This is a genomic window from Hymenobacter sp. HDW8, from assembly GCF_011305775.1.
GTDB classification, from domain to species: domain Bacteria; phylum Bacteroidota; class Bacteroidia; order Cytophagales; family Hymenobacteraceae; genus Hymenobacter; species Hymenobacter radiodurans.
In genome coordinates, this window is sequence record NZ_CP049908.1 from 248,033 (window position 1) to 261,605 (window position 13,573).

Genomic DNA, 13,573 nt, shown 5'->3' on the forward strand with positions numbered 1-13,573 from the left:
ACCATGGGCCACTACCCGCTGAACAAGGGCGTCAACAAGCCCGTCGAATTCCAGGGGCTGGTGGGCAGCCGCTACCTCTTGCTGCTGCTGGCGGGGCTCGGCACCGTGTTTCTGGGCTTTATCGTCCTGCACGTGGCCGGCCTCCGTTCCTACCTGACCTTGCCCCTGACCCTGGGCGCCGGTTTCTGCTGGGTAACCCGGGTATTTTCCCTGAGTGCCAAATACGGGGAGCACGGGGCCATGAAGCAGCAAGCTAAACAGCGGCAGCCCCAACGCCTAGTCAACCGCACGCCCCGTCTGTTTAAAGACCTGACCCGATGAGCCAACTACTACAGCCAGCAGCGACCCTGGAGGAGAAGCAGCCGATCTACAAAGTGGAACAGGGCTGCCTGATCAGTAAGAATGCCGACGTGACGGTAGCGTATCGGCTGGAGCTGCCTGAAATCTTCACGCTGTCGACCGATAACTACGACTCCCTGCACGAGGCATTTAGTAGGATCGTACGGCTGATGCCCAACCATAGCGTCCTGCACAAGCTCGATGCGTTCGTGGAGGAGAAGTACGCGCCAGGCTTCGAGCCAGATTCCTCTGTGCTCACGCACGCCTACCAGCAGTACTTCCACGAGCGGCCGTTTCTAAACCACACCTGCTACCTGTTCCTGACCAAAACGGCTTCCAGCCGCGAGCACTGGAACAGCCTGCGCACGCTGCTCTCCCGCGCCAAGATTGTGCCCCAGGACATGCTGCAGGAGGAGTTGCTCACTGAGTTCTTCACCGCGGTCGGGCAAGTCGTGCGCGTACTTTTGGATGCCGGGATTGGGTGTACCCAGCTCACGGATGAGGACCTGTGCGGGACGGAAACCAGGAAGGGGTTGCTGGAGAAGTATCTGAGCCTGGACTTTCGCGACCAGGCACCGGCGGTTGATATCGACTTTACTGATGGCTTGAAAGTAGGCGCCAAGTCCTGCTGCTGCTTCTCGCTGGGCCGGTTGGATGATCTGCCGGCGGCGCTGCAAACCGACAACAAGTATGGGCCCCTGAGCAAGGACAACTCCCCGTTTTACGTCGGGTTTGCCGCGCCCCTGGCCCTGCTGCTGCCGGTCAACCATCTCTACCACCAGTACATCTTCCTAGATGATCATAAAAAGACGCTGAAGTCTTTTGAGAAGAAGCGCGACAACCTCAATGCCTTGGCGCTGTATTCGCGGCCCAATGCTATCCACAAGGAATTCTACGACCAGTTCCTGAACGAAGCCCACAGCCACCATAAGCGGTCGGTGCGGGCGCACGCGAACGTCTTGGCCTGGACGGAAAACCCGTATGAAGAGAAGGCCCTGCGTGAAACCGTGGGCTCGGCCCTCACGTCGCTCAACTGTCCTTCGGCCCGGCAGAACACGGTGGATATTGGGGCGCTGTTCTGGGCCGGCATTCCCGGTAACGCCGGCGACTTCCCCAGCGAGGAAACCTTCTACACCTTCGAGGATGTGGCCACCTGCCTGTGGAGCGTGGAAACCAACTACCGCGATTCTTCCAGCCCCTTCGGTATCAAGCTTTCCGACCGCATTAGTGGCAAGCCCGTGCACGTGGACTTGTCGGATGAGCCCCTGAAAAAAGGCCTCATCAAGAACCGCAACAAGTTCGTGCTCGGGCCCTCGGGCTCGGGCAAGTCCTTCTTCACCAACGGGATGGTGCGCCAGTACCACGAGCAGGGTACGCACGTGCTCTTGGTCGATACCGGCAACTCCTACAAGGGCCTGTGCGAGCTCAAGGGCGGGGTGTATTTCACGTATGAGGAAACCAAGCCCATCAGCTTCAACCCCTTTTATGTTGTGGGTAAGCCCGACGTGGAGAAGCGCCAGAGCCTGCACACGCTGATTCTAACCCTGTGGAAGTTTGCCGATGAAAAGGTCACCCAGTCCGAATCGGTGTCCATCTCCAACGCCATTGCGCAGTACTACGATCTACTGGCCACTGATGCCACCATTAAGCCCAGCTTTAACACGTTCTACGAATTTCTGCAAGGTCCTTACCGGGCGCACCTGGAGACGGTGAAGGTGCGGGAGCAAGATTTTGACCTGCACAACTTCCTTTACGTGCTCTCCCCCTACTACTGCGGCGGCGAGTACGATTACCTGCTCAATTCGGATAAGCAGCTCAACCTGACCCAGGAAAGCTTTATCGTCTTCGAGCTCGATAATATCAAGGATCACCCCATTCTCTTCCCGGTGGTGACTTTAATCATTATGGACACGTTCCTGCAGAAGATGCGGCAGCTAGGTGGCGTGCGCAAGATGATCCTGATCGAGGAGGCTTGGAAAGCCTTGGCGACGGCCAACATGGCCGAGTACATCAAGTACCTGTTCAAAACCGTGCGCAAGTTCTTTGGCGAGGCCGTGGTCGTGACCCAGGAAGTGGACGATATCATTGGCAATCCCATCGTCAAGGATACGATCATCAACAACGCGCACTGCAAGATCCTGCTGGATATGAGTGACTTTCTGAGTCGCTTCGAGGACATTCAGCGCCTACTGAGCTTGTCGGATAAGGAGAAGGGTCTGGTGCTTTCCATTAACCGCCACAACCGCCCTGGCCCGCGCTACAACGAGGTCTTTATCACGCTGGGCGGGCGCATTTCGAAGGTGTACGGGGTGGAGGTATCGACGGAAGAGTACGTGACCTATACCACCGAGCAAACGGAGAAAATGCGGCTCTTCCAGAAGATAGAACAGGGCATGGACATGGAAACGGCTATTCACACTTTCGCCCGGGAACTACGCGAGGCTGGCTAAAATCAAGAATAAAATAAGAACGGCGCTATTACCCTTTTGGCTTATAAACCAACATAACCATCCTGCCTCTACCATCCGATCCTTATGAAAACAGTCTCCCTATTTCTATTCACTGGGTCACTGCTGCTAAGCGGCTGTGGGCCGGATGCCGCGTCGAAAGAGGCGGAGGCCCGCGTCGTGGCTACCATTGAGCAGACGCTGGGCACCACCAATACCAGCTATGTCAACGAAGTACATACCTGGTACCAGAGTGATGTGCCCAACCTAATCAAGCTGCATCCTAAGACCGAAAGCGTTTACCAGACCCACGCGGCCATCCTGAAGGAAGTGGCCAGTAATGAGCCCCAGTTGCTGAAACATCCCGTCGTAACGCCGGAACAGGCGCAGGGAATCAGCGCCAAGTACCAGCAGCTGGTCGACGAAAGCGCGGCCCGGGTGCAGGAGCTGTCGGCGCTGGCCACCAGCAAAACCACGATGAGCGAGGCCGACCAACTAAAGTACGTATCGGACCTGGCCGACAAGCAAACCCGGCATCTGGCTTTGGTGCAGTACTACTCAAAAAGGACGGCCTCCATTCTGGCCCGCAAGCAACAGGAGGAAATCAACAAGCGCCTCACGCGCGACATGTGGGGGCATGACTAAGCCCTGTTTTTAACCGAGCTCACTCTTTTTTTAACGATGAAAAAGACACAGATACTCCTGTGCGTGGCCGCGCTTTGCCTGATGGGTACGCCCGCCGCGCACGCCCAGGCCGTGATTTCCGCGCCCGTGTTGGAGGGCACCAACTTCATTCAAACGGGCCTGCAAGCTACACTCAAAGCGTTGAGCACAAGAGCAAATACGCTGGTCAACAATGGCGTGGTGGAGCAGGTGCTGACCAAGGGCTTCACCGAGAAGAATATGCTGCTGGCTAAGAACTGGTATGATGGCCTGCTGCAGGTCAGCCAGACGGTGCGCACCTACCGGCGGGTGCAGCACATCTTCGAGCGGCAGACCGCTATTATCACCATCTACTCGGATTACATCGGCCGCTTCAAGGCGGATCCGAACCTAACGCCAGCCCAGGTGGCGGGCATGGTGCGGGGCTACACGGTGCTGATACAGGAGTCGGCTGGCTACCTGGATGAGCTGACGGCCATCGTTTCCCCCCTCCAGGCCAAGATGACGGATGCGGAGCGTCTGGAGCTCATTGATGCACTCGACAACAAGGTGACCCACCAGTACGAGCTGGTCAGCTACTTCACCCGGCGCAACCTGGCTATCTCCCTGCAACAGGGCAAGGCCCAACGGGATAGGCAGACCATTAAGCAACTCTACGGCGTGGCCAACTAGCGATGCGAAAGCTACTCCTTCTACTTCTGCTCCTATTGCCAGACCTCACGCGGGGTCAGCTCGTGGCGACGTTGCCCATTGCCGAGGGGCAGGCTACCAAGCAGGCCACCCACCAGGGATTTATCACCACGCTCCGCGGTATTGGCAATACCATTGTCCAGAAAGGCACCAGTACCCAAGCCGTCATCAAGCAGCTCACCGATCAGACCGCCGCCATGCACGAGGAATGGTACGATGGGTTGCTGAAGATCAACTCCGTGGTGCGCGACTATCAGCGCGTGCAAACTATCTGGTCCTATCAGGAGCGTATTTTGACACTCTACGCTCAGAATATGATCCAGCTGCGGCAGCATCCTTATCTGACGCCGGTGCAAGTGCAGGGTATGGTCAAGGGCTACACGGTGCTCATGAGCGAGAACGTGGCACTATTGGATGATCTGACAACGATTCTCACTCCCGATGCGGCCAAGATGACCGACGCGCAACGCCTGAAGTTTATCAACCGGATTTCAGATAAGGTGGTGCATCAGTATCAACTCGTCTCCTACTTCACCGCCCGCAACCAAGCGCTGGCCGCCCAGCAAACCCAAGCCGCCAAAGACAGGCAAGTACTCAAGAAGCTTTACGGGCTCTCCAACTAACGACGACGATGCATTTGCTTTCTCTCCTACTCCAAGTCTCTGTCCCGGTTGAATCCCTCAACCAGCTTTTGGACAACCTGTACGCCGAAATGCTACCGCTGTGTGCCGACCTGATCAACGTGGGCCGGGCGCTGGGGGGCCTAGGCGCTCTGGTCTTTATTGCCAGCAGGGTGTGGCGCAGCATGGCCGAGGCCGAGCCCATCGACGTGTTTCCCTTACTGCGGCCCTTCGCTATTGGTCTGGTAATTACCTTCTTTCCGACGATGCTGGGCACACTGAATGGGGTGCTGGGCGGTCTCTCGAACGCGACCAACGCGGTGGTGCGGGCGCAAAACCTAAATATCATTCAGTTGCAGGACCGCAAGAAAGCCCTTTTGGCGGCCCGGCCCGAAAATGCTCCCTATGAATCGGACGAAGCGTTCGAGAAAGAGTTAGGAGCCAAGGATGTGCTGGACTTCGGCGGCAAGGCAGCGCTGTACTTCGACCGCCTGTCCTACGATGTGCAGAAGAATTTCCGCGCGTGGATCCGCAATGTGCTGGAGCTGGCCCACGACTCGGCTGCGCTGGTGCTTAACACCATCCGCACCTTCTTTCTCATTATCCTCTCCATTATTGGGCCCATCAGCTTCGGCTTCGCCATCTGGCCCGGCTTCGAGGGCACCCTGACCAATTGGTTTTCCCGCTACATCAACACGTTTTTGTGGCTGCCGGTGGCCAACATCTTCGGGGCCATCATTGCCCGCATTCAGGTGATGATGCTCAACCTGGATATCCAACAGATTCAGTCGGGGGCGACGCTGGAAGCGGCCGATATGGGCTACATGATTTTCCTGGTGATTGCCATTGCTGGCTACTTCACCGTGCCCTCGGTGGCCAACTGGATTGTCGCCGCCTCAGGTATGACCAATATCACCCGCTTTGTTACGAACCGCAGTACGAGCATGGCCAGTGGGGCGGCCAGTGTAGCGGGTGGCGCTACGGGGCAGTTGGCTGGGCGGGCCGTGGCCGTCGGGCGGGTCATGGGCACAGCCCCTTCAGCTCCCTCCGTGGCCAATTCCACCGGCTATAAAAACACGAATGCCTAACCACTTTACTCTACGACTATGTTTCGCTCCCTGAAGAATATCGATTCGGCCTATCAGCAGATTAAGATGCTCGCCCTGCTGTTCATGCTGCTCTGCTTCTCCGTGTCGGCCTACGCCATCTACGCGGCCCGGCAGACGGCCCTGGAAGCCCAGGGCCGCATCTACGTGCTCGATCAGGGTAATCTACTGGCCGCCGTTTCCCACAACGTCAAAGAAAACCGGCCTGTCGAAGCGAAAGATCACGTCAAGCGCTTCCACGAACTCTTCTTCACCCTGGATCCCGACCCCAAGGCTATCGAGTACAATGTCAAGCAGGCCCTGTTCCTGGCCGATGGAAGCGCCCAGCGGGCCTACGACAACCTGCGGGAGAGCGGCTACTACAACCACCTGATCCAGGCCAACATCAGCCAGGATATCAAGGTCGATAGCGTAGCCCTGCAAACCAGTGTCTACCCCTACTACGTTCGCTGCTTCGCCCAGCAACGCATCATCCGCGCCTCGACCGTGACGACCCGCCGCTTCGTCTCGGAGTGTTACCTGCGCGACGTCTCGCGCTCAGCCAACAACCCCCACGGCTTTTTGATGGAGCGCTGGCGGGCCGTGGAAAACATCGACCTGCGCACCGAGCGCCGCTAATCCTACCGTTATGACAACCCCTCCCCGCTTACGCAGGACTTTATTAAAAAGCGCCAGTTGCTGCTCTTTGTTCCCCTGCCTACTCTCCTCTGCTTCACCCTGCTTTTCTACCTGGGCGGTGGGGGCCAAGGCGTACCCTCGGCCGCGGCAGAGACCGGCTCAGAAATCAGTGGTCTCAACCTGTCGTTGCCCACGGCTGGCCCTAGCACGCTATTCGAGGATAAGCTAGCGGCCGCAAAAGCGCCGCTGGACAGCAGCCGCCTGAGCCTGACCTTCCAGCCGGTGGAGGAAATAGCGGCCGCTGCCTCTGCCTCTGCCTCTGCCTCTGCCTCTGCTTCTCCGGATGGGCTGAACTACGCCCTAGAGACGGGTCAGTCCCCCCAGCGATACGATCCCAACCACGACCCGAACGTGACGGCCGTGCAAAGCCGGATGCAGCAACTCCAGCAGCAGACCGCCACGCAGCAAGGGTACGTTGCGCCGGCCAGGAGTAACGCGGAAACTACGCGCTCGGGGGGCGTGCCCAGCTATGCTACAGTAAGTCCGCAGGATGAGCACTTGGAGCGAAGCGTACGCGAGCTGGAGCAACTCAAGCGCGACTACGAGCAGCGCTTGCAGGCCCTGAATGCCCCTGCGACCCCACCGGCGTCGGGCACCAAGGCGGCCCCCAGCAAAGCCAAACCCCAGCCGTCCGTTGTCGCAGCGGCGCCGGTCTCGGTCGTCAACCGCCTGGATAACACCCCGCAGCCCCCAGCCAAGGCAACAGCTTCCATAGCCTGGGGGCACCGGTACCCACTCTGGCACAGCGGCGGCAGTCAATGCGGTGCCCGCCGTGGTGCATTCGGATCAGGTCGTCGTGCAGGGGCAAACCGTGAAGCTGCGGTTACTGGCCGATGTGCAGCTGGAGGGGCGGGTGATTCCGCACAACACCGTCGTGTATGGCGTCTGCCAGCTTAGTGGCCAGCGCCTGACCATCCAGGTGGCCTCGATCCAGCACGAAAACAGCTTGGTACCCGTGCGTCTGTCGGCCTACGATCTGGACGGAGGTGAAGGGCTGAATATTCCTGGCTCGGTGGAGCGGGATGCGGCCAAGCAGGGCTTGGCGGCGGGCGCCACCAGCGCTGATCTGCTCACCCTGTCGCCTAGCCTGGGGGCGCAAGCCGCGGGCATCGCCCTCCAAACGGGTAAGGCACTATCCAGCCAGAAGATCAGACTAGTCAAAATCAACTTGAAGGCGAACTATAAACTTTTGCTGCATTAACATGAAAAAACCCCTTGTTTCCCTCGGCCTGCTGGCGCTGCTCGGCTCGTCTACTCTGGCCGTAGCCCAGCAAAACCCTGCCGTCGCCCCACCAAAGCCGCTGCTGTATCTGGCTATTGAGTCCCAGCACCTGATTGCCTCCTATCACCTGGGCGTGGGTTTCCAGAAAACCACCCACCTGATCTTCCCTGCGGCCGTTAACTACGTCGATTTAGGGAGCGGCAATATCATTGCCGACAAGGCCCAGGGGGCGGAGAACATCGTTAAAGTCAAAGCCAACGCGGCGGGCTTCACCCAGACCAACATGACCGTGCTCACGACGGATGGCAAGCTCTACTCGTTTCTGGTGGACTATGAGAAGGACCCCAAGGTGATCAACCTCAACTTCGCGGGCGCCCCGGGCAATGGCGCCGGTGGGGCAGCCGTCGCCTTGGCCAGCCGGGCGGCCGCCCCTCGCCATTCGGTGGAAGCGATGGCAGCCGGCGTGAGCCGTAAAAAGCGGACGGTGCGCCGGCGCCGCAGGGCCAAGGACGATATTGTCCTGGGCCTGCACGGCCTGTATACGGCTGATGATCTGTTTTACTTCCAGCTACTGATGCGCAACAAGTCGAACATCGGCTATGATATCGACTTCCTTAAATTCACCGTGCGTGACAAGAAGCTGCTCAAGCGCACGGCCATTCAGGAAGCGGAGCTGACCCCGCGCTACGTGTACAACGGCCAAGTTAGCGCGATACCGGGCCACAAGCTCCTGGAGCGAGTATACGTGACTCCTAAGTTCACCATTCCCGATGACAAGGTCTTGATGGTGGAACTGTTCGAGAAAGGCGGCGGGCGGCACCTGGCGCTGAAGATCACCAACCAGGATATTCTGCGGGCGCGGGTGCTCCCCGCCTCGCCGGCGATCGTGGCCACGCGCTAGCCTATCCAATTGGTAGGTACGATCATATCCAACCAAACGCGTATATTCCGGTATTGCTACCTTCTCTACTTGCACCCATGAGAAAGTTTCTGTTTTTCCTCGCCCTGGCCATTTTCCTCTACAGCCCCTACGGCCCCAGCTGGGGGCAGTTCGTGGTGAATGGTATCATCGTGTTGAGCATCTTCGCCTTTTACAGCAAGGGGCACCCAAAGCGACGATACTACGACGAAGAGGAGCAGTACCACTAAGCGCCCATGCTCTCCACCTTCGACCCGCTGGTGTTTGCTAGTATCACGGCTGGCTCGTTCGTGCTAAGCTATTTGGGGTGCCTGGTGCTGAAGGAAGTCTTGGGCTACAACATCGGCCGTCGTAACGACAGAAAACAATAATATAATCGTGCATCTACGGTATATAAAAGCCCCCACACATAACGCATTGGGCCTTTTTCGTTGCTGTACTTCTGCATTAAACCAGTGCTAGCTGCTCTTCGGCCATGTGCGGCAGGTGGGGATAAGAGAGATTTGCGAAAAGGGCCTTTGCAGCCCGTTTACCAGCCACTGTCAGTAGAAGGCCAGCACTGACCGCACACGGATGGTTGTTGTGGACGCCTTCTCGTTCATTACAACAACCATCCTATATCGCGGACAGGCCCCACAGGCGGAGCCTTTCTACGCTTAGCCTCCCCGCTTTTTGTAGCCTTTTATTTTACCTTGATTGAGCACTTCCTGCAGGACCTTGGGCGGCAGCGGAGTATTAGCTCCCTCAAACTGATCCAGGTAGTAATTCAGGGCCTCGTCGGTTAAATCCTTGATTTTAACCCGGTCATAGAACTGGGCCTGCTTGATGCGCAGGTATGTATCAAATCGAATCTGCGAGTTAAAGGGGACCTGAGCGGGCACCTCCAGCGCGAGACTTGCTGGGGTTTCGGGTGCCGCCTCCCCTCCCCTAGTCGGCAATGCAGTTCCTACTGGGGTCGGCAGGGGAACGGCAACGGCCGGTGGCGGCTCGGGCAGCGTGTCGCGCAGTCCTTCAATGACGGGGACCGGGGGGGCGTGCCGGCCGGATTTTCGGACAGGGTGGGCCGGGGTTTGTTTTTGTAGCGGTCCAGGGCGGGCCGGGGCGTAGTCTTAGCAGGCTTAGTGGCCATTGTTCAGGTGCTGCAAAATTTCGTCGGTGAGGGATTCATAGTCTTCGGCGCCGGGGGAGTCGGGCGCGTAGTCGAACAAGCCAGCGCCGGCCATTTGGGCATTCGGGATGGCCGTGCTTTGGCGAATGGTAGTGGTAAAGACGGGTACGTCCTTGCCATAGTGGTCCTTAATCAGGTCCACGACATCGTGCCGCAGGCGCGCGCGATAAGTAGGTGAATACTTGGTGAAGAAGATACCCCCAACCCGTAGGCCGGGATTGATGCGGCGACGCAGGCGCGTACAGGTGTTGATCAGGTTGGTTAAGCCCTCAAAGCCATAAAACTCAGGATCCACTGGAATGTAGAGCACGTTGGTGGCCGCCAGGGCAATCCAGGTTAAGGTACCGATGCTGCCCTTGGTGTCAATAATGCAGTATTCGTACTCGGGAGCCACCAGTTCCAGAATATCCGCCAGGCGGGTGGAGTGCTCGGCATCCCAGCCCGGAAGCTGCGCCTCGTTGGCTTCCATCTCCGCGCTGGCCGGCAGTAGGTCCACGTTTTGGCCGACCGGGCGAATGACCGCGTGAATATCATCTAGGCTAAACTCCCCCTTGCGCATGAGCAGCAGGCCTACGTGCTCGGGGGCGTCCGCGCCCTCAAAGGAAATAGTCAGGCTGCGCTGCGGGTCACAGTCACAGAACAGCACCCGGTGACCGCGGCGGGCGAGTGCTAAACCGACGTTCAGGGCGGAAGTGGTCTTGCCGACCCCTCCTTTATTGTTGGAAAAGCAGAGTGTTTGCATGCACCATAGAGTTAAAGCGACGAGAAGCAAGGTAGTATATTTTACGCAGAGGCGTTACGACATCCAAATGTTGTTGCATTTCTACGTTCATACATTTTTACGTTTATACGTATAAACCCTTATTTCTCTGAGTGGATGAGTACTGGTAGTTAACCGGCTGAAAGGGGCAGAGCGATCACATTATCATAATGCCTTCGTATCTAGGCAGTATGATAGGGGCAAGATTTGAATTAATACGTACAAACATCTTTATGTATTAACGTTCTTACGTACAAATATACTAATACATATATACGTAAGAGCGTATAAAGGCATACTCAGAAGAGCAACCAGATTACTGCTGTCTCCAACAAGGCAGCACAGCCTGGCAAGCAATGAACATAGAAACGTATTTATGTATGTACGTTTTTTCGTGACTACGTATATATGTACTTAGACAGCCTGTCGGGGTGTAGTGGGCAGGACAGGTAAGGCTGAGCAAATAGCTAGGGGGGCAATAAGTTGTGAATTGCCCTCTAGCCCTTGCACCGACGAGATAGGTAGCGGGTCGCTGGGATCGGTCCTGCAGGCCCCCTGAGCGGGGCCCCGCGCAGAAATAGTCGACAATAGCGGACGAAAGCGCCTTTGGAAGTACTTTTTCAGCCCGGGATCATACGTCAGCTTGGTCCGGATTGCTTTACTCGGTAGGGGAGGAGCTGATAGCCTCCGTCCGGGGGCTAGCTCCCAGACGCGATGGGCAACCGTCAGGAGGCGTAGGCCGTCCAATTGAGGCTAAGCTTTAGGCTCTTCCTCTTTGACTAGCCAGTCCACCCCTACACTATCCTGCTCCTGCCGAAAGCCCTGGGATAGGTATACCAGCTGCAGGTGTTCCGCAAAGGTGGCACCCTTGGCCGTTTGCTTGCGCTGCATCAGCTCGAAGGCAGCTTGAGCCTCCTGCAGGCGATAACGGATCACGGGAGCAGGGCCACTTGCCGCTTTACGAGCCGCTGGTTTCTGCCGCTGCAACAGGGCCTTGCGGTATTCCTCCATGAGGTGACTTTTGGTGATGGCCGTAAAGACGGCCCCAGCCAGGCTCTTGATTTTGCCCTGGTTGCTTTTGCCCCGCTGCTGCTGTACCACGAACTGCACGTAGGCGGGTTCCACCTCCCCTTTGTCAATAAGCTCCCCGATGGTGGCAATGCTGCTGGCCGAGACACCGACTTCCAGCAGGGCTTTTTGCCACTCCGTGGTCGCCGGTAGCGAGGGCAGGAGCACCTCACTGGTGACGGGTGCGAAGCGGAAGCGGATCTCCTCCACGCTGTTGCCTTTGCCGCGAAGCAGGTCGTACTGAAAGGCCAGATTGGTTTGCGAGAGTTCGTGCTGGGCCCGGTCCAGCACGCGGAGTTTAAACAAGGGAAACTGCTTATACTGGCCTTCTAGATCCAGCACGCGCTTGAGATCGTCCACGCGTATGGTCCGCGTCCCGAAGCTGCCGTATTGCTTGAGCAGCCAGTAAATGCGGTAGGAGTGGGCGCTCTTGAGCTTAAGCAACTGCATGAGCTGGGCCTGGGTGAAGTTGCCGTCGTTGAGCTGCAGCAGGTGCTCGCGCACCCGGTCGTTGAAGCGCACGACCAGCGCCCGTTCCTCGCTGCTGTAATCGGCGTAGGCCATCAGGGGCGTGTTAGAGAAGGAGGGGGCTTCCTCCGTGAGTTTGCCCGCCCGCTTTTTCTTGTTCGGCCGCTCGATGTACAGCACCCGGGAAGCTAACAGGGCGCACATATCCTTGAGCTGCTGGTAGTCGTTACTGCTGGGCCGCCGGCCGGATACGGCCACAACCTCCGTCACGGGTATGCGCAGTTCGTGGAACTCCGTATCCTCCCGGTTGATGCGGGCCAGCATGGCCATGAACAAGCGCATCTCCAGGGTAGTCAGCGCAAAGCGGGCATTGACCAAGTCATTCCGCTGCACGACCAGCTTGCTGATAGATTCGGTGGTCTCGTGGGCGAACAGATCTCCTTGCATAACAAAAACGAATCGGCGGCTAACTAAGAGCAAAGTATTACAAAAAACATTTCTGTAATAGCCTTTCGTGCTTTTGGTAATAGGCCACTGCCTCGCTTTCGTGCTTTTAGTAAGGGGGAGTTCGTGCTTTTGGTAATACCCTTTCGTGCTTTTGGTAATAGGCCTTTCGTGCTTTTGGTAATAGACTTTGCTCATAACCTGTTGCAATCCAATAGGTTATGACACCTGTAATAGTAGGTAATATTACTAATAAGGAAAACGACCGTTTAAAGGGGACGTATTTTTTTTATAATTGTCTTGAAACGAGGAAGCTACCCTTCCTTTGCTAACCAAGCACTCGAAAGGTCGTTTACCGGGGGCGCGGGGCAAATTTCGTGCTTTTTGTAATAGACTTCTGAAGTTTATTAATTTATAACTATCTATTCTACAATGAATTAATGAATTTATGGGTTTATCTCATTAGAGATTGTACGGGGGAGTGCCTATTACAAAAAGCACGAAATTCGCCTTAACCGGTACAGGGGTGCTACCCTATTACAAAAAGCACGAAGCCACGAGGTACGACAAGGGATGCGCTTACTCTAATGACAGCGTGTGATTTCGTGCTTTTTGTAATAGGGCTATCGAGATAAGGGGGTGCCAGTAGGCCGTCGCCAGTGAACCATGAGTAACTGTTCAGCTTACCGCTGACATGCTAGGGTGGAGGCTGCTGTTTTCTGGGATGGATGTACGTGTGTTAAAGTTGGAATACCTACCCCTTTTTACTGGTCAAGGATAGTACTTAAACCTAATCAGCTAAAGTATAAAAATTTTGAGCCGGGAGAGAGAAAACGAAGAATTATTGATGGTATATTTTAGTATTAAATGGATATAAGCCTTTATGCTAAAATATACTCTGACAGGAAGTGATTCCGGTAGTTTGTGCTCTGATTTTGGAAGGGGATGGGCACCTGTCCGGGCGTTCATGCGCTTGGCTGA

The 13,573-nt window shown here is 56.6% G+C and carries 15 protein-coding genes; 12 read left to right on the forward strand and 3 right to left on the reverse strand.

What is annotated here, in order from left to right:
* The first annotated feature begins 3 nt into the window (after positions 1 to 3).
* From G7064_RS21185 to G7064_RS22855, 12 genes are all read left to right on the forward strand, one after another.
* Positions 4 to 321 carry a DUF4133 domain-containing protein gene (locus G7064_RS21185; RefSeq protein WP_166075327.1) on the forward strand — a complete coding sequence of 106 codons (318 nt, stop codon included), beginning with the start codon at positions 4 to 6 and terminating at the stop codon, positions 319 to 321.
* Positions 318 to 2,789, forward strand: a complete 2,472-nt coding sequence (locus tag G7064_RS21190; protein ID WP_166075328.1) for a TraG family conjugative transposon ATPase — start codon at positions 318 to 320, stop codon at positions 2,787 to 2,789. Before G7064_RS21185 ends, G7064_RS21190 begins: the two co-directional genes overlap by 4 nt.
* Positions 2,790 to 2,873: 84 nt before the next feature.
* A complete protein-coding gene (locus tag G7064_RS21195; protein WP_166075329.1) occupies positions 2,874 to 3,431 on the forward strand; it encodes a hypothetical protein in 558 nt (185 codons plus the stop codon).
* A gap of 36 nt (positions 3,432 to 3,467) precedes the next feature.
* A complete protein-coding gene (locus G7064_RS21200; RefSeq protein ID WP_166075330.1) occupies positions 3,468 to 4,121 on the forward strand; it encodes a hypothetical protein in 654 nt (217 codons plus the stop codon).
* 2 nt (positions 4,122 to 4,123) lie between these two features.
* Positions 4,124 to 4,762 (forward strand): hypothetical protein, encoded by a 639-nt coding sequence (locus G7064_RS21205; protein WP_166075331.1) that lies wholly within the window; start codon positions 4,124 to 4,126, stop codon positions 4,760 to 4,762.
* Positions 4,763 to 4,770: 8 nt separating this feature from the next.
* Positions 4,771 to 5,847: a conjugative transposon protein TraJ gene (gene traJ, locus G7064_RS21210; RefSeq protein WP_262888660.1), complete on the forward strand. Its 1,077-nt coding sequence runs from the start codon at positions 4,771 to 4,773 to the stop codon at positions 5,845 to 5,847.
* Positions 5,848 to 5,865: 18 nt separating this feature from the next.
* Positions 5,866 to 6,483: a conjugative transposon protein TraK gene (gene traK, locus G7064_RS21215; RefSeq protein WP_166075333.1), complete on the forward strand. Its 618-nt coding sequence runs from the start codon at positions 5,866 to 5,868 to the stop codon at positions 6,481 to 6,483.
* Between the two features lie 57 nt (positions 6,484 to 6,540).
* Positions 6,541 to 7,440: a hypothetical protein gene (locus tag G7064_RS22600; RefSeq protein ID WP_240935910.1), complete on the forward strand. Its 900-nt coding sequence runs from the start codon at positions 6,541 to 6,543 to the stop codon at positions 7,438 to 7,440.
* Positions 7,340 to 7,744, forward strand: coding sequence for a conjugative transposon protein TraM (gene traM, locus G7064_RS21220; RefSeq protein WP_240935911.1), 405 nt, complete (start codon positions 7,340 to 7,342; stop codon positions 7,742 to 7,744). The genes G7064_RS22600 and traM overlap by 101 nt, the downstream gene beginning before the upstream one ends.
* Position 7,745: 1 nt before the next feature.
* Entirely contained in the window at positions 7,746 to 8,666 is a 921-nt protein-coding gene (gene traN, locus G7064_RS21225) for a conjugative transposon protein TraN (protein ID WP_166075335.1), read from the forward strand.
* A 77-nt stretch (positions 8,667 to 8,743) separates the two neighbouring features.
* Positions 8,744 to 8,914, forward strand: a complete 171-nt coding sequence (locus tag G7064_RS21230; RefSeq protein ID WP_166075336.1) for a hypothetical protein — start codon at positions 8,744 to 8,746, stop codon at positions 8,912 to 8,914.
* A gap of 6 nt (positions 8,915 to 8,920) precedes the next feature.
* Positions 8,921 to 9,055, forward strand: a complete 135-nt coding sequence (locus tag G7064_RS22855) for a hypothetical protein (RefSeq protein ID WP_262888661.1) — start codon at positions 8,921 to 8,923, stop codon at positions 9,053 to 9,055.
* A 285-nt stretch (positions 9,056 to 9,340) separates the two neighbouring features.
* Here the strand turns inward: G7064_RS22855 and G7064_RS21235 are convergent, their stop codons facing one another.
* The 3 genes from G7064_RS21235 to G7064_RS21245 all read right to left on the reverse strand — a co-directional run bounded on the left by G7064_RS21235 (position 9,341) and on the right by G7064_RS21245 (position 12,595).
* Positions 9,341 to 9,565, reverse strand: coding sequence for a hypothetical protein (locus G7064_RS21235; protein ID WP_166075338.1), 225 nt, complete (start codon positions 9,563 to 9,565; stop codon positions 9,341 to 9,343).
* Positions 9,566 to 9,802: 237 nt separating this feature from the next.
* On the reverse strand, positions 9,803 to 10,594 hold the full coding sequence (locus G7064_RS21240; protein WP_166075339.1) for a ParA family protein: 792 nt from the start codon (positions 10,592 to 10,594) through the stop codon (positions 9,803 to 9,805).
* Between the two features lie 771 nt (positions 10,595 to 11,365).
* Positions 11,366 to 12,595, reverse strand: coding sequence for a replication initiation protein (locus G7064_RS21245; RefSeq protein WP_166075340.1), 1,230 nt, complete (start codon positions 12,593 to 12,595; stop codon positions 11,366 to 11,368).
* Positions 12,596 to 13,573: the final 978 nt, after the last annotated feature.